The sequence below is a fragment of the Pseudonocardia sp. TRM90224 genome (assembly GCF_021245725.1).
In the GTDB taxonomy this organism is placed as follows: domain Bacteria; phylum Actinomycetota; class Actinomycetes; order Mycobacteriales; family Pseudonocardiaceae; genus Pseudonocardia.
Map to the genome: position 1 here is coordinate 15118 of NZ_JAJGSX010000069.1, position 15224 is coordinate 30341.

A 15224-nucleotide genomic window follows, 5' to 3' on the forward strand; every position below is an offset into this window, starting at 1 on the left:
CGTGTCCTGGCACCAGCCCCTCACCGCCGATCCCCGGCAGGCGGTCCCCGCCGCGGGTCGATCGGCGGTCGAGCTGCACCAGGTCACCCGCTTCCACGGACCGCGCGCCACCGGGGTCGCCGCGCTCGACGGCGTCAGCCTGAGCTGCCCGGCAGGCAGCTGGACCGCCGTCATGGGCCCGTCGGGTTCCGGCAAGTCCACCCTTCTGCATTGCGCCGCCGGGCTCGACCGGGTCACCAGCGGACGCGTCTTCCTCGCCGGGCGCGACATCACCGCCGCACCCGAGCGCGTGCTCACCGAAATGCGGCGTCGCACGATCGGATTCGTGTTCCAGAGCTTCAACCTGATCAGCTCGCTGACCGCTGAGCAGAACGTTGCGTTCCCCGCGAAGCTGGCCGGCACGCGCGTGTCCAAGAGCGAGGTCCGTCAGGTGCTGGCCGGCGTCGGGCTCGCCGACCGCGCCGGCCACCGGCCCCGTGAGCTGTCCGGTGGCCAGCAGCAGCGCGTCGCCATCGCGCGCGCGATGATCTCCCGCCCGGCCGTGCTGTTCGCCGACGAACCCACGGGCGCGCTCGATTCGCATTCCGCGAAGGCGGTCCTCGACCTGTTGCGGACGATGGTGCGCTCCGCGGGCCAGACGATCGTCATGGTGACCCACGACCCCGCGGTCGCAGCCGGGGCCGATGCGGTGGTGTTCCTGTCCGACGGCCGCATCGTCGACCGCATGGAGCAGCCGAGCACCCGGGGCGTCGCCGAGCGGCTCGCACGGCTGGAGGGCTGAGCCGTGTTCCTGATGTCGCTCAGTACGTTCCGCGAACGGTGGGAGCTGTTCGTCGGGGCCATCCTCAGCGTGGCCGTCGGAGTAGCGCTCGTGCAGGCGTCGATGGTGGTCCTGGCGGCGACGGGGGAACCGCAGATCCCGCCCGGGCTGTCCCGTCAAGCCGAGGACCAGGTCCGCGAGGGGTTCGTCGGCGCCGCGACCGTCATGGGCATGACCGCGTTCCTCGCGATGTTCCTGGCGGTCTTCATCGTCAGCTCGACGTTCGGCTTCACCGTCGTCCAGCGCCGTCGCGACCTCGCCCTGCTGCGCCTGACCGGCGGGAGCCGCGGCCAGCTGCGGATGCTGCTGCTCTCGGAGTCCTTGCTGCTCGGCGTGGTCGGGTCCGTGCTGGGCGTGCCGCTCGGGGTGGTCGCGCAGGGCATCCAGACGTGGCTGCTCATCGGGATGGGGCTGCTGCCCGAGGGCTTCAGCGCTTCGTTCCAGGTGTGGGCCGCGGTCGTCGCCGGGGTGATCGGGGTCGGCGTGGCACTCACCGGGGTGTTCACCGCCTCGCTGCGGGCGGCGCGGATCCGGCCCCTGGAGGCCCTGCGGGAGACGGGCGAGGCAGCCAGGGTGATGACGGTGTCGCGGTGGCTGCTCGGTGTCTCCTTCGCGAGTTGCACGGTCGCGATGGTGGTGTGGGCGCAAGGCGCGAACCTGATCGGCGCGATGCTGGCGGCCCTGGGCATCTCCATGTTCGGGGCGGTCGCGATGAGTTTGCTCAGCCCGCTGGTCGTGCCGTTCACGGCCTGGCTGGTCGGGATCGTCGTGCCCGCCGGCGCCCTCGTCGGGCTGGCGCGGGCCAACCTGCGCGACGGGGTGCGGCGCAGCGCCGCCACCGCCTCACCGCTGATCGTGCTGGTGGCGCTGCTGCTCGGGCTGGCCGGCACGTTCGGCTCGCTCGCCGCCGCGAGCGGGGAGGAGGCAAAACGGTCCGTCGCCGCGCAGCTGGTCGTGAGCTCGACGGGGGAGGAGGCGGAACGGCTGCCGGCGATCGAGGGGGTGGCCGTGGCTTCCCGGCAGAACGCCGTGGACATCACGATCACGGTGCGGTCGAGGAGCGTCTACACCGGGATCGTCGCGGTGGACGCCGCCGAGTACGCCCGCACCCACACCCTGGCGCCGGCGACGGGCAGCCTCGACGCGCTCACCGGCGACACCGTCTTCACCGGGCCCGCGCAACACTCCGAGCGGATCAAGCCCGGCCAGGTGCTCGCGGTCGAGGCCGGTGGGCAGGCGCTGCAGCTCACCGTGGTCGGCGGCTTCCCCGAGACCCTCGAAGCCGGCGACAGCTTCCTCGTCCCGCGCGCGACGCTGCCGGTCGAGGTGTGGGCCGGTGCACCGACCGAGACCGTCGTCCAGGTCGTGCCGGGGCAGGATCCCGACGTCGTCGCCCGGCGGATCGAGCAAGCCGGCTTCGCCCAGGTGCAGTCGGTACCCGAGTGGGCCGCTGCCCGCGCGGAGAACGCCCAGGACGGCAACGTCAAGATCCTGACCGTGGTGATGGGCCTCGCCGGCCTGTACGCGCTGATGGCCGTCGTCAACGCGGTCGTCATCGCCGGGACGGAACGCCGGCGCGAGTTCGCCGTCGCCCGGGTGACCGGTCTGGACCGGGCACAGGTGGTCCGGACGGCCGTGGTCGAGGCCACCGCCGTGGCGGTCATCGGGGTCGTGCTCGGCTGCGGGGTGGCCGGGGCCGGGCTGATCGGCATCAGCGGCGCCATCCACAAAGCGATGGGCGCGACCGTGGTGTACGTCCCGTGGACCTTGCTCGCCGTCGTCGCGATCGGCTCGGTGGCCGTCGTGGCGGCGACGAGCGGGATCACCGCCGCCATCGCAACGAACCCGCCGGCCGTGTCACTGGTGACGACGAAGGAGTGAGCGATCAGATGTCCGTCAGCTGCTCAGGATCTCGCGCAGGAGCCGCAGCGCCGTCTCCGGCTCGTCCCAGAACACCATGTGCCCGGCGCCGGGCACCTCGACGAGCCGCGCGGCCGGGTTGGTGGTCGCCGCCTCCTTCGCGCCCGTCGCCGTGACGACGGGGCTGTCCCCGCCGTGGACGAGGACGGTCGGGGCGGGGACGTGCGGCCAGGTCGTGAAGAAGTCCTCGCTCTCGAACCCGGCGTGCGTCGCCGCGACGGCCTCGGCGTCGCAGCTGGAGAGCCAGCGTGCCCGCAGCTCCTGCTCCCGCCGGGGCCAGCGCGGCCACGACCGCGCGACCTCGTCGGCGTCGGTGCCACGCCGCGCCTCCTCCAGCTGGCTGAGGAAGGCGTCGAGCGACGTCGGGTACGGCCCGCGCCCCGGCCCGCTCATCGGCGGATCGACGAGCACGGTGCCGCGCAGCGGCACCCCGCGTGCCGCGACGACCGCCGCGATCCGCGCGCCCATCGAGTGCCCCATCAGCAGCGGCCGATCGAGACCGTCGATTCCGTCAAGGCCGTCGAGCAGGGCGACCGTGTCGTCGGCGTAGTCGTCGAGCGTGTACGACGGGCCCGAGTCGGAGAGGCCGCGGCCGCGGACGTCGAAGACGATCGGGCGGACGAGGTCGGTGAGCCCGCGGGCCACGAAGTCCATCGTGATCGCCGGGCTGGTGATCCCGGGCAGGACGACGAGCGGCACGCCGTCGCCGCCGTAGTCGAGCACGTGCAGCCGCAGGTCGCCCGAGCGCACCCACCGCGACCGCGCCGGGACGTCGGCCAGGTCGGCCAGCGCCGCCTGGAGCACCGCCCTCATCGCGCCACCTCCGCGTGGACCCGCAGGTAGTCGAGGGCGTCGGCCAGCTCGACGACGTCGCCGTACTTCGCCTGGATGTCGAACAGGTTCGCCTCGTGCGGCCCCGCGGCCCGGTCGCCGACGCACTGCCGCGGCACCAGCACCGGGAACCCGCTCTGCACGGCGTCGACGGCCGTCGCCCGCACGCAGCCGCTGGTGGTGGCCCCGCAGATCAGCACGGTGTCCACCCGCAGGCCGGAGAGCAACGCGGCGAGCCCGGTGCCGAAGAACGCCGAGGCGCCCTTCTTGGTGATCAGGTGGTCGCGCGGGTCGACCGGCAGCCGGTCGTCGATCGCCACCGCGCTGCTGCCCTCGCGCAACGCCCGCATGCCGGGCGCCTTCGTGAGCCACGCGACGGCATCCCCGTCGGCCTCGGCCGGCGTGTAGGCGATCGTGGTGAACACCACCGGCACTCCGGCCGGGCGGCCGGCCTCGATCAGCTCGGCCGTCGCCGCGACGACCGCCGAGAGGTTGGCACCGGTCGGTGCCGCCGGGTCGGTGAAGCCGTTGGTCAGGTCGACGACAACGATCGCGGGCCGCTCCCCGCGCCGCACCGGCGCGCCGAACCCGGCCCGCTCGTAGATCGGGTCGATCATCGGGTTGATCATCCAGACCTCCGGCGCGCCGCACACGCGTCCACGGCCTCGACGATCGTCTGGTAGCCGGTGCACCGGCACAGGTTGGACGCCACCACCTCGCGGATCTCCTCCTTCGTCGCGTCGGGTCGCTCGGCGAGGAAGCCCTCGGCGAGCATCAGGAACCCGGGTGTGCAGAACCCGCACTGCAGCCCGTGGTGCGCGGAGAACTCCCGCTGCAGGTCCGAGAGCGTGCCGTCGGGCTCGGCGAGCGACTCGACCGTGCGGATGTCGGCGTCCTCGACCTGCGCGGCGAACACCAAACACGCCCGCACCGGCGCCCCGTCGACGAGCACCGTGCACGCCCCGCAGATCCCGTGCTCGCAGCCGACGTGCGTACCGGTGAGCCCGATGTCGTGGCGCAGCACGTCGACGAGCGTGCGCCGCGGCTCGATCGCGAGGTCGTGCCGCTCACCGTTGACGGTGAGCTCGACCAGCTGGATCTCAGACATGGGCGTTCTCCAGGGCGCTTTCCAGGGCACGGTGCACGGTCTCCCGCGCGATCGGGGTGTCGTCCAGCTCGACGCCGGTGTCGCGCAGTGCGTCGTTCACGGCGTTGAGCACGGCGGCAGGAGCTCCGATCGTGCCGCCCTCACCAGCCCCCTTGGCGCCGTTCGCGGTGAACGCGCAGGGCGTCTCCAGGTGGTGGATGGCGACGTCCGGGATCTCCGCGGCCGTCGGCACCTTGTACTCCATCAGGCTCGGTGCCAGCGGCTGCCCGGCGTCGTCGTAGGTGACCTGCTCGAACAGCGCGCCCGCGATGCCCTGCGCGATCCCGCCGCGGCACTGCCCCTCGACGACCTGCGGGTGGATCGCGACCCCGCAGTCCTCCACGCAGACGTACCGCAGGATCTGCACACCGCCGGTGCCCGGATCCAGCTCGACGACCACACCGTGGGTGGCGTTGGAGAACGTGCCGTCGCCGGCGACGTCGAAGCTCGCGGATGCGGTCAGGCCTGGCCCGATGCCCTTGGGCAGCAAGTGCGCCCGCAGGTACGCGACGTCGGCGAGCTCCGCGAACGAGAGCCGGCGCGCCGGGTCGTCACGCAGCCGCACACCGCCGTCGCCGTCGAGCTCGGTGGCGTCGACGTCGGCGTCGAGCAGGTGCGCCGCGATCTCCCGCAGCTGCTCGCCGAGCTTGCCCGACGCGGCAGCGACCGCGCTCCCGCCGATCGTGATCGAGCGGCTGGCGAACGAGCCCCAGCCGTAGGTGATCCGGTCGGTGTCGCCCTGCACGATCTTGATCCGGGCGATGTCGAGCCCGAGCCGGTCGGCCACGATCTGGGCCATCGTCGTCTCGTGGCTCTGCCCGTGGCTCATCGTCCCGGTCGTGACCGAGACGGTGCCGGAGACGTCCATCCGGATCTCCGAGATGTCGAACCCCGGCACGACCTGCATCTTCCGCTGCGCGAACGCGCCCGAGCCGTAGCCGGTGCGCTCGGAGAAGCACGAGTAGCCGATCCCGATCACCCGGCCCTCCCGAACGGCTCGGGCACGCACGTCGTACCAGCCCTCGTCGTGCAGCACCTGCTCGCACAGGTCGAGCGACTCCCGGTACGAGCCGGGGTCGTAGGTGATCCGGTTGACGCCGGTGTACGGGAAGACGGTGATCAGGTTCCGGCGGCGGATCTCGACCGGGTCGATGCCCAGCTCGCGTGCGGCCCGCTCCATCAGCCGTTCCACGACCATGACGTACTGCGGGCGGCTCACCCCACGGTACGGGGCGGTCGGCGCCTTGTTCGTGGTGACTGCCCGGCCGCGCACGCGGTACGCGGGCACCTGGTACACCGACGGCATCTCGGCCGAGGCCATCAGCGGCTCGATGCCCGCCGTGAACGGGTAGCAGGAGTAGGCGCCCATGTCGCAGACGACGTCGGCGTCGAGGCCGAGGATGCGGCCCTCGGCGTCGAACGCGGCACGCACGTCGTAGCGCTGCTCGCGCGCGAGGAACGCGGCGGTCAGCGCGTCGCGCCGGTCCTCGATCCACTTCACCGGCCGGCGCAGCCGCAGCGCGGCCGCCGCCGTGGCGATCTCCTCCCGCCCGACCACACACTTCTGCCCGAACCCGCCGCCCATGTCCGGGACGGTCACGCGCACCTGCTTCTCGTGGAGCCCGACGCAGCCGGCCAGCACCGTGCGCACCTGGTGCGGGACCTGCGTGTTGGTCTGCACGTGGAGCTGCTCGTCGCGGTCGTCCCACGCCGCGACCACGCCGCGGGTCTCCAGCGGCAACGCGTTCTGCCGCCCGGTCTTGGTCCGCACCCGGACGACGCACGGGGCCTGGGCGAACACGTCGTCGATGCCCTCGGTGGCGAATAGCGAGACGTCGACGAGGGTGTTGCGCGGGGCCTCCGCGTGGACGAGCGGGGCGCCGTCGGCGAGCGCGGCGGTGTCGGTGACAACCGGGTCGAGGTCCTCGTACTCGACGACGGCGGCCTCGACCCCGTCCTCGGCGGCGTACGGGTCGGTCGCGACCACGATCGCAACCGGCTCGCCGACGTAGCGGACCTTCTCCAGGGCGAGCACGGGCATCGCGGTGGGCACGAACTCGTGCGGCGGGCGGTCGAGCAGCGCGGTGATGTCACCGAGCGCGAGGTCGGCGGCCGTGAACGCCGCCACGACGCCGGGCACCGCTCGCACCTCGCCGAGGTCGACCGCAACGATCCGGCCGTGCGCGATCGTGCTGCGCACGAACTGGGCGTGCAGCATGCGGGGGAGTGCGATGTCGTCGACGAAGCGGCCGCGGCCGGCGAGCAGCCGCGGGTCCTCCCGGCGCGGGACGGACGCGCCGACCCACCGACCGGTGCGGTCGAACCGGGGTTCGCGGGTCATCGGGTGCGGGCCTCCTCGCAGGCTCGGGTGACGAGGGTGCGGGTGAGCGCGCGCCGGTAGTGGGCGCTCGCGCCCGGCTCGTCGCGCACGTCGATCGCGGCCGCCGCGGCCTCGCCGACCTCGGCGACGGCGACTCCTGCAGCGAGCACAGCCTCGGCCGCCGGGACGCGCAGCGGCACCTGCGCCACGCCGCCGAGCACAACCCGTGGCGCGTCCGGGTCGACCGCCGCGGCGACGATCGCGAAGTCGCCCTGCCGCTCGGCGAACTCGGTGAGGGTCGCCCGGGGTGCCGGCCGCGGGAACTCCACCTCGACGATCAGCTCGTCCGGTTCCAGCGCGGTGGTGAAGACACCCTGGAAGAACTCCTCCGCCGGGATGCTGCGCCGCCCCGCCGGGCCCTCGACGACGATCCGCGCGTCGAGCAGCACAGCGAGCAGGCACCACTCGGCGGTGGCGTCGGCGTGCGCGATGCTGCCGCCGACGGTGCCGCGCGTGCGGATGGGCAGGTGCCCGACCCAGCGCATCGCCTCGGAGAGCACCCGGAAGTCGGGCCCGAGGTCGGCGGTCTCGACGGCGTGGTGCGTGACGAGCGCCCCGACCCGCAGCGCGTCGCCCTCGCGGACGATCGTGTCGAGGCCGGGGATTCGGGCGATGTCGATCAAGTGCTCGGGCCGGGCGAGGCGGAAGTTCATCATCGCGACCAGGCTCTGGCCGCCCGCGATGACCTTCGCGTCGTCGCCCAGCTCGGCGAGCAACCCCACCGCGCCCGAGACGGACCGGGCGCGGTGGTAGGTGAACGCTGCGGGCTTCACGAACCCAGTTTCTCCGGAGCGGCGAGGATCTGCTCTTCGTCACCGGTGATGTTGTCCAGCTCGCGGCCCCGCGTCTCGGGTGCGGCGACGGCCATCCACACCACGGCGCCGACGACCAGCACGCCGAGCAGCGTGAACGTCAGCGGCAGCCCGAGCACCGGCCAGAGCACGCTGCCGAAGAGCAGCGGCGCGAACCCGGTGACGGCCCGGCTCGACGACGACGCCCAGCCGAACCCGCTCGCCCGCAGCGGGGTCGGGTAGAGCTCCGAGACGTACGCATACATCACGGGGATCACCGTCAGCGAGAGGAAGCCGAACACCGCGATCATCGCGATCGCCGCCGACGGCACGTCGAGGACCAGCGCGAACACCAGCAGCGCCAGCGCAGCGGCCGGGCCGGCCACGCCGATCACCCACTTGCGGCCGACGACCTCGACGAGCAGCACGGCCGTGACCACACCGAGGATGCCGACCGCGTTCATGATCGTCGTGCCGGCGAACGCCGCGACGTCGTCCAGGCCCTGCGCGCGCAGGATCGAGGGCATCCACGACAGTGCGGCGTAGTACACGAGCATCACGGAGATGAACAGCGCCCAGGCGACCGACGTGATCCGCGGGCTGAACGCCCACACCAACCGCAGCTGCTCGAGCGCTGCCCCGACCCCGCGCCGCTGCCGCAGCGCCGGTGCGGGTTCGAGGATCTCGTACGGCTCGTGCGTGGCACCGGTCCGCACGACGAGGTCGTCGATCACGGCGCGGGCCTCGGTCTCCCGGCCGGTGCGCGCGAGGTAGAGCGGCGATTCGGGGATGCCGCGGCGCACCCAGAACAGCAGCAGCGCGGGCAGCACCATGAGCGTGAGCATCCAGCGCCAGTTGCCCTGCACCGGCACCAGGAACGTCGCCGAGAGCCCGGCGAGGGTGGTGCCGACGGGCCACCAGCCGTCCATCGCCGCGAGCACCCGACCGCGTTGCTTCTTCGGGGAGAACTCGCTGACCAGCGCGTAGTCGACGGGGATGCAGCCACCGAGGCCGACACCGGCGAGGAAGCGCAGCACCAGGAAGATCTCCCAGTTCGGCGAGAGCGCGCCGAGCACGGAGAACAGCGCGAAGATCAGCAACGTGATGCTGAACGCGCGCTTGCGGCCCACCCGGTCGGCGATCGTGCCCCACGCGACGGCGCCGACGGCCATGCCGACGAGGTTCGCCGTCGCGACGAGCCCGCGCTGGCCCCCGGAGAGACCGAACTCGGTGCCGAGCAGCGGGGTGAGGAAGCCGTTGAGGGCGACGTCCCAGGCATCGAACATGTAGCCGAGCCCGCCGATGATGAAGATCTTGCCCTGCACTCCCCATTTCCAGGGGAGGTCCTGCACGACCTGGTCGCCGGTACGCATGGGTGGGGCTCCGTTCTCGGGGGAAGGATCAGCGCACGAACGGGTAGGAGAAGGACTCGAGGTCGGGGTTGTCGAGGGGGGATCCCCGCCAGAGCCATTCGTATGAGACGTCGGACTCGCCCTGGAAGTCGCGCAGCGTTTGGTCGCGCGCTTCCTGCTCGGGGCCATCGGGCAGGTGGTAGAAGCGCATGTTCTCCAGCGAGGCGTCCTGGACCATGCCGGCGTGCGTCGCGCGGCGATTCACGTAGCGGATGAGCGCGCCCGCGATCCCGTCGCGCGTCACCGCGCCCAGCTCCTCGGCCAGCACGGCCGCGTCCTCCATCGCCTGCGACGCGCCCTGGGCCTGGTAGGGCAGCATCGCGTGGCAGGCGTCGCCGAGCAGCGCGACGTTCCCGTCGACCCAGATCGGGTCGCGGCGGCGGCGGAACATCGCCCACTTCGACGCGTCGCCCTCCGCCTTCGAGAGCATCGCCGCCACGCGGTCGTCCCATTCGGAGAACGCCTCGACCATCTCGTCGGCGGTGGCCGGTCCGCTCCACGTCCGGTCGACGTCGAGCGTGTTGGGCACGATCGCGACCACGTTCAGGTACTCGCCGCCGCGGATGCAGTAGTGCACCAGGTGCCGGTCGGGGCCGTACCAGATGGTGGAGTGGAACCGGTCGACCAGGAAGCGGGTCGCCGGGTCGGCCGCGATCTTGTCGCCGGGGATGAGCGCGCGGTAGGCCATCTCGCCGGAGAAGGTGAGAGTGTCGGGCAGGCCCATCGCGTCGCGCACGGCCGAGCGGACGCCGTCGGCGCCGATGAGGACGTCACCGCCGAAGCGCCGGCCGTCGGTGGTGAGCGCGACCGGGGCGGTCGGCTCGGCGAGGTCGATGTCGACGACCTGCGCGCCGGTGTGCACCTGCACGACCGGACCGGGTCCGTCGGGGTCGAGACAGGCGTCGAGCAGCACCTGGTGCAGGTCGGCGCGGTGGTAGTGCCAGTACGGCGCGCCGAACTCGCGCTTGACCCGGTCGCCCAGCGGCAGCGTGGCGATGATGCTGCCGTCCTTCCAGCGGCGGCGCACCTGGTCCTGCGGTTCGGTGTGGATGGTCTCCAGCCGGCGGCGCAGGCCCAGACCCAGCAGGATCCGGCTCGCGTTCGGCGCGGTCTGGATGCCGGCGCCGACCTCACCAAGCTGCGGGGCCTGCTCCAGGACGGTCGTGCGCACGCCGCGGCGGCGCAGCGAGAGGGCGGTGGTGAGACCACCGAGGCCGCCGCCGACGATGGTCACCGCGATGGACTGGCTGGCCGGCACTGGCACTCCTTCGATCCTCAGCAGACAGATCATGTGGGGTCGCTCGGGGCGACCGTCCGAGATAATCCGAACACTGACGATCCCGAAAGCGCAAGGGGTTCCGCAAGCTGTAACGCGTCAGAAACCCGCGCGAACGTCAGTCGTCGACCAGGCTCTCCCAGTGCTCGGTGATCGCTGTGAGGCGGCGCAGCAGCGCCAGTTGCTCGGCGCGGTCGTAGCCCTGCATCAACAGTTTGTCCAGGTCACGGGCTCGGTGGTCGATATCGCGGAGGGTGGCCTCGCCTTCGGGTGTGAGGTGGAGGAGGCGCTTGCGGCCGTCCGCGGCGGGCCGTTCACGCACGATCAGGCCGCGTTCCTCCAAACGGCGCACGATGCTGGCCATCGTCGAGCGGTCGAGCGCCACCGACGACGCGAGCGACCCCTGCTCGACCCCCGGGTACGCGTCGACGGCGGTCAGCACGGCGAACTGCGGTCCGGTGAGCACCGGGTCGACGAGCCGGACCCACGCCGCGGTGTAGGCCTGGTGCATCCGCCGCGCCACATAGCCGGGCGCCGCGAGCAGCTCGGTCGGCGGCGGCAATCCCTTCGCTGGGTCGATTCCCGCACGTCCTGCCACTCCACCGGTGCCCACGGATCCAGCTAAGCACGCTGCGCGCCGTGCGCCCGCAACACGCCAGGCCTTGACCGAAGCGGTGTGGCGAGGGATCGTCAGCCTTCGGACTATCTCGGGAGGGCTAGTGGACCAGAACCTGTTCAACGAGATCTGCCTGCAGCAGCTGACGCTGTCCGGGGTGCGCGAGGGCGAGACGGTCGCCGTGCTGACCCGCGGCGCGGACCGCGCCGAGTACGCCGACGCGTTCATGTGGGCGGCGCAGAAGCTCGGTGCGGCGACGTTCCACCTGCGGCTGCCCCCGCCCGCCTCGGCGTCGGGCGCGTGGGCCGTCGGCGATTCCGGGCTGGCTGCCAACCCGCTGGCCGTCGAGGCGCTCAAGCGCGCCGACATGCTCGTCGACTGCACGTTCCTGCTGTTCAGCAAGGAGCAGTTCGAGATCCAGGACGCCGGCACGCGCATCCTCACCGCTGTCGAGCCCGCGCCGTTGCTGGCCAGGCTGATGCCGACGAAGGAGCTGCGCGAGCGTGTCGAGGTGGGCGCCGAGCTGCTCGCCAAGGCGCAGACCATGCGCATCACCAGCCCGCACGGCACCGACGTCACCTACCGCCTCGGGGTCTACCCGACGCTCAGCGAGTACGGCTACACCGACCAGCCCGGGCGCTGGGACCACTGGCCCGCGGCGTTCGTGTTCACCGGCGGCGCCGACGACGGCGTCGACGGCAAGATCGTGCTCGCCCCCGGCGACGTGCTGCTGCCGTTCAACACCTACGTGCAGACCCCCGTCGAGATCACGATCGAGCAGGGCTTCATCCGCGACATTCGAGGCAGCGGTGGTCAGACGAGCCTCGATGCCGACCTGCTTTCCTCCTACATCAAGAGCTTCGACGACCCGCGCGGCTACGGGATGAGCCACGTCGGCTGGGGCCTCGACGAGCGCGCCCACTGGCACGGCCTCACCCAGTTCGGCGGCGGCATGGGCATGGAGCTGCGCAGCTTCTACGGCAACGTGATGTTCTCGATCGGCCCGAACAACGAGCTCGGCGGCCCCAACGACACGCCGTGCCATTTCGACATCCCGATGCGCGGCAACTCGCTCTACCTCGACGACGAGCTGATCGTCGACGCCGGCGAGCTGACCGTTGCGGAGATGCGCCCGGCGGCCGAGCGATGACCGCGGGCACACACCACATCGGGATGATCGTCCCGAGCTCCAACCTCACGATGGAGACCGAGCTGCCGCGCATGCTCGCCGCCCGCGAGCGCGAGCTGCCCGAGGACCGGTTCGTCTTCCACGCGGCCAGGGCGCGGATGCAGCACGTCACGCCGGAGCAGCTGCGGGCCATGAACGCCCAGGCGGTGCGCGCGGCCGCGGAGCTGGCGGACGCCCGCCCCGACGTCGTCGCAACGGCGTGCCTGGTCGCGATCATGGCGCAGGGCCCGGGCTACCACTGCACGGCGGAGGACGAGATCACCGCCGTGCTGCGGGCGGAGGGCTCGGATGCGCCGGTCGTGTCCAGCGCCGGCGCGCTGCTTTCGGGCATCGCGGCGCTCGGGGCGAAGAAGGTCGCGATCATCACCCCGTACCTGAAGCCCCTCACCGAGCTCGTCGTGGCGTACCTGCAGGACGCCGGCGTCGAGGTCGTCGACGCCTTGTCGCTGGAGGTGCCCGACAACCTCGCCGTCGCCCGCCTCGACCCCGCCGACCTGCGCGAGCACTGGAAGAAGCTGAGCCTGGCCGGCGCCGACGCGCTCGTGCTCTCGGCGTGCGTGCAGATGCCGTCGCTCGCGTCGATCAGCGCCGTCGAGCAGGAGGCCGGCATCCCCGTGCTGTCGGCGGCGACGGCGACGACGCACCGGATCCTGACGGAGCTGGGGCTCACCCCGCAGGTTCCGGGAGCGGGGCACCTGCTGGCGGTCTGACCCCGCGACCGGGGGCTGCCCCGGCGACCTCCAGGGTTGACCCTGTGCCGGCCGCGCCGGCACGAGCCGAGAATCGGCCTCCTCGACGCCCGCGCCGGGCGCGTTCCCGCTGGAGGTCCCCATGGCCGTCACCCCAACTCTGCCGCGCAACGCCGGTCCGATCGCGCTCGCGGCGGGTGCGGCGCTCGTCGTCGTCGACATCGGGCGCTACATCACGATGGATCTCGACCATCGTGTCGAGGCGTCGATGCGCCTCGGCTTCCAGATCACCAACATCGCGTACTTCTTCGCCTTCGTCGGGCTCGCCGTGGCGCTCGTCGCGCTGTACTGGCGTCAGCACGAGCACGCCGGCCGGCTCGGCCTGACCGCGTTCCTGTTCGCGCTGCTCGGGACGATGACGCAGGCCGGCAACATGTGGTTCGACGGCTTCGCGGGGCCGTGGCTCGCGGAGGTGGCGCCGCAGGTGTTCGCCGGGGAGAAGACCGTGACGTTGCAGCTGGGCGGCCTGCTCAGCTACGCGTTGTTCGCGCTGGGTTGGATCTTGTTCGGCATCGCGGTGCTGCGCGCGCGGTCCGCGCCGGTGCTGATCGGGCTCGCGCTGGTCGTCGGCGGCGTGCTCGGCTTCAACTCCGGCCTGGCGCCCTACGGCATCCCGATCGGGCTCGCGGTCGCGGCCATGGGCGGCTGGATCCTCCGCAGCGACCGCATGGACCGGACTGCCCCTGCACGGGTAGCCGCCGGAGCTTGACCCGCTCGCTCATCGATGCCGCTCGACCTCCCGGTCGAGCGGCATCTCTGCGCGTACGACGGTGCCACCACCGGCCGGACCGGACACGTGGAACGTCCCGCCGAGCGCCTCGATGCGGTCGGCGAGCCCGCGCAGGCCCGTCCCGCGCGCCGGGTCGGCGCCACCCACCCCGTCGTCGCTGATCTCCACGACGGCGTCGCGGCCCGAGCGCCGCACGTGCACCGTCGCCGTCGAGGCGTGGGCGTATTCGGCCACGTTCGCCAGCGCCTCCGAGACCACGAAGTACGCCGCGAAGGCGACCGGTTCGGGCAGCACCGGCCCCGGCTCGACGGTGACCGTCGTGGGCACGGCCGAGCGATCGGCCAACGCTTCCAACGCGATGTCGAGCCCGTGGTCGAGCGCGGCGGGGTGGATGCCTCGGGCCAGCTCGCGCAGTTCGGTCAGCGACTGCGCCAGCTCGTCGCTCGCGGACGTGACCAGCTGCTCGGCGTCGGCCGGGTCCTCGCGGATGCGGCGCTGGATCAGCGCGAGCTGCAGGGCGAGGGTCGCGAGGCGCTGCTGGGCGCCGTCGTGGAGGTTGCGCTCGATCCGCCGCCGCTCGGCGTCACCCGCGGCGATGATCCGCTCCCGCGACGCCTCCAGCTCGACGAGCCGGGCCTGCGCCTCCGCCTGCAGGTGCCGGTTCTCCAGCGCGATCGTCGCCGCCTCGCCGACCGCCTCGACGAGCTCCGGATCGTCGTCGAGCGCCCGGTCGTACAGGAGCGCCGCAACCTCCGTCCCGCTCGCCCGGACCACCGCGACCGCCCGCTCGGCGCCCTGCTCCGGCATCACGACGGGCCGTCCGTCGGCGTCGACGTGCCCGCCGCTGGGGACCGAGTAGGCGATGACCAGCCCGGGATCGCCCAACGCGGACGCGAGCGCGGCCTGCAGCACGGTGAGTCGACACCTCCAGCACGGTGAGTCGACACTTCCAGCACGGTGAGTCGACACTTCCAGCACGGTGAGTCGACACCTCCAGCACGGTGAGTCGACACCTCCGGCACCGCGAGTCTCACGTCTCGGCGGGCGAGTCCCGCGTTTCGGCGGGCGAGTCGCGCGTTTCGGTGGGTGAGTCGCGCGTTTCGGTGGGTGAGTCGCGCGTTTCGGTGGGTGAGTCGCGCGTTTCGGTGGGTGAGTCCCGCGTTTCGGTGGGCGAGTCGCGCGTTTGGGCGGGTGGGGGTGGGTTTTCGACGTGGTTCGTTGGGTGGGTTTGTGGTGTTTGGTCTCGTGGTGGTGGTTCTGTTGGTCTTGGTGGTCGCGCGTTTTTCAAGGGCGCCCTCGCCGGGCGGGCAGATCTCCGGGATGGGTTGGGTCGTGCCATCCCGTCGACCTCCTTGGGGATACC

The 15224-nt window shown here is 72.2% G+C and carries 14 protein-coding genes; 5 read left to right on the plus strand and 9 right to left on the minus strand.

Going from position 1 to position 15224, the window contains the following annotated elements:
• Positions 1-73 precede the first annotated feature (73 nt).
• Both LL648_RS41640 and LL648_RS41645 read left to right on the plus strand, forming a co-directional pair.
• Entirely contained in the window at positions 74-781 is a 708-nt protein-coding gene (locus tag LL648_RS41640) for an ABC transporter ATP-binding protein (protein ID WP_232668515.1), read from the plus strand.
• A 12-nt stretch (positions 782-793) separates the two neighbouring features.
• Positions 794-2701 (plus strand): FtsX-like permease family protein, encoded by a 1908-nt coding sequence (locus LL648_RS41645; RefSeq protein ID WP_232668503.1) that lies wholly within the window; start codon positions 794-796, stop codon positions 2699-2701.
• A 15-nt stretch (positions 2702-2716) separates the two neighbouring features.
• Here the strand turns inward: LL648_RS41645 and LL648_RS41650 are convergent, their stop codons facing one another.
• From LL648_RS41650 to LL648_RS41685, 8 genes are all read right to left on the minus strand, one after another.
• Entirely contained in the window at positions 2717-3553 is an 837-nt protein-coding gene (locus LL648_RS41650; protein ID WP_232668504.1) for an alpha/beta fold hydrolase, read from the minus strand.
• Entirely contained in the window at positions 3550-4200 is a 651-nt protein-coding gene (locus LL648_RS41655) for an isochorismatase family protein (protein ID WP_232668505.1), read from the minus strand. Before LL648_RS41655 ends, LL648_RS41650 begins: the two co-directional genes overlap by 4 nt.
• On the minus strand, positions 4197-4679 hold the full coding sequence (locus LL648_RS41660) for a (2Fe-2S)-binding protein (protein ID WP_232668506.1): 483 nt from the start codon (positions 4677-4679) through the stop codon (positions 4197-4199). Before LL648_RS41660 ends, LL648_RS41655 begins: the two co-directional genes overlap by 4 nt.
• On the minus strand, positions 4672-7059 hold the full coding sequence (locus LL648_RS41665; RefSeq protein WP_232668507.1) for a xanthine dehydrogenase family protein molybdopterin-binding subunit: 2388 nt from the start codon (positions 7057-7059) through the stop codon (positions 4672-4674). The genes LL648_RS41660 and LL648_RS41665 overlap by 8 nt, the downstream gene beginning before the upstream one ends.
• Complete coding sequence (locus LL648_RS41670; protein ID WP_232668508.1) at positions 7056-7871, minus strand: FAD binding domain-containing protein; 816 nt, start codon at positions 7869-7871, stop codon at positions 7056-7058. The genes LL648_RS41665 and LL648_RS41670 overlap by 4 nt, the downstream gene beginning before the upstream one ends.
• Positions 7868-9262, minus strand: a complete 1395-nt coding sequence (locus LL648_RS41675; RefSeq protein ID WP_232668509.1) for an MFS transporter — start codon at positions 9260-9262, stop codon at positions 7868-7870. Before LL648_RS41675 ends, LL648_RS41670 begins: the two co-directional genes overlap by 4 nt.
• A 28-nt stretch (positions 9263-9290) precedes the next feature.
• Positions 9291-10559, minus strand: coding sequence for an FAD-dependent monooxygenase (locus LL648_RS41680; protein WP_232668510.1), 1269 nt, complete (start codon positions 10557-10559; stop codon positions 9291-9293).
• 136 nt (positions 10560-10695) lie between these two features.
• On the minus strand, positions 10696-11190 hold the full coding sequence (locus LL648_RS41685) for a MarR family winged helix-turn-helix transcriptional regulator (RefSeq protein ID WP_232668511.1): 495 nt from the start codon (positions 11188-11190) through the stop codon (positions 10696-10698).
• A gap of 106 nt (positions 11191-11296) precedes the next feature.
• On the opposite strand from LL648_RS41685, the gene LL648_RS41690 reads away from it, so the two are divergent.
• The 3 genes from LL648_RS41690 (at position 11297) to LL648_RS41700 (ending at position 13840) form a co-directional block, all read left to right on the plus strand.
• Positions 11297-12343 (plus strand): leucyl aminopeptidase, encoded by a 1047-nt coding sequence (locus tag LL648_RS41690; RefSeq protein ID WP_232668512.1) that lies wholly within the window; start codon positions 11297-11299, stop codon positions 12341-12343.
• Positions 12340-13092: a maleate cis-trans isomerase family protein gene (locus LL648_RS41695; protein WP_255687523.1), complete on the plus strand. Its 753-nt coding sequence runs from the start codon at positions 12340-12342 to the stop codon at positions 13090-13092. The genes LL648_RS41690 and LL648_RS41695 overlap by 4 nt, the downstream gene beginning before the upstream one ends.
• Positions 13093-13213: 121 nt before the next feature.
• Positions 13214-13840 (plus strand): hypothetical protein, encoded by a 627-nt coding sequence (locus LL648_RS41700; RefSeq protein WP_232668513.1) that lies wholly within the window; start codon positions 13214-13216, stop codon positions 13838-13840.
• A 9-nt stretch (positions 13841-13849) separates the two neighbouring features.
• On the opposite strand, the gene LL648_RS41705 is transcribed toward LL648_RS41700, so the two are convergent.
• The gene (locus LL648_RS41705; RefSeq protein ID WP_232668514.1) at positions 13850-14773 is read right to left on the minus strand and encodes a sensor histidine kinase; all 924 of its coding nucleotides are present in this window, start codon (positions 14771-14773) and stop codon (positions 13850-13852) included.
• Positions 14774-15224 lie beyond the last annotated feature (451 nt).

Excerpts from the sequence above, each read along its gene's own strand:
- LL648_RS41660 (WP_232668506.1), bottom strand. The coding sequence starts at position 4,679 with ATGTCTGAGATCCAGCTGGTCGAGCTCACCGTCAACGGTGAGCGGCAC.
- LL648_RS41675 (WP_232668509.1), bottom strand. The coding sequence starts at position 9,262 with ATGCGTACCGGCGACCAGGTCGTGCAGGACCTCCCCTGGAAATGGGGA.
- LL648_RS41700 (WP_232668513.1), top strand. The coding sequence starts at position 13,214 with ATGGCCGTCACCCCAACTCTGCCGCGCAACGCCGGTCCGATCGCGCTC.
- LL648_RS41655 (WP_232668505.1), bottom strand. The coding sequence starts at position 4,200 with ATGATCAACCCGATGATCGACCCGATCTACGAGCGGGCCGGGTTCGGC.
- LL648_RS41645 (WP_232668503.1), top strand. The coding sequence starts at position 794 with ATGTCGCTCAGTACGTTCCGCGAACGGTGGGAGCTGTTCGTCGGGGCC.
- LL648_RS41665 (WP_232668507.1), bottom strand. The coding sequence starts at position 7,059 with ATGACCCGCGAACCCCGGTTCGACCGCACCGGTCGGTGGGTCGGCGCG.
- LL648_RS41650 (WP_232668504.1), bottom strand. The coding sequence starts at position 3,553 with ATGAGGGCGGTGCTCCAGGCGGCGCTGGCCGACCTGGCCGACGTCCCG.
- LL648_RS41695 (WP_255687523.1), top strand. The coding sequence starts at position 12,340 with ATGACCGCGGGCACACACCACATCGGGATGATCGTCCCGAGCTCCAAC.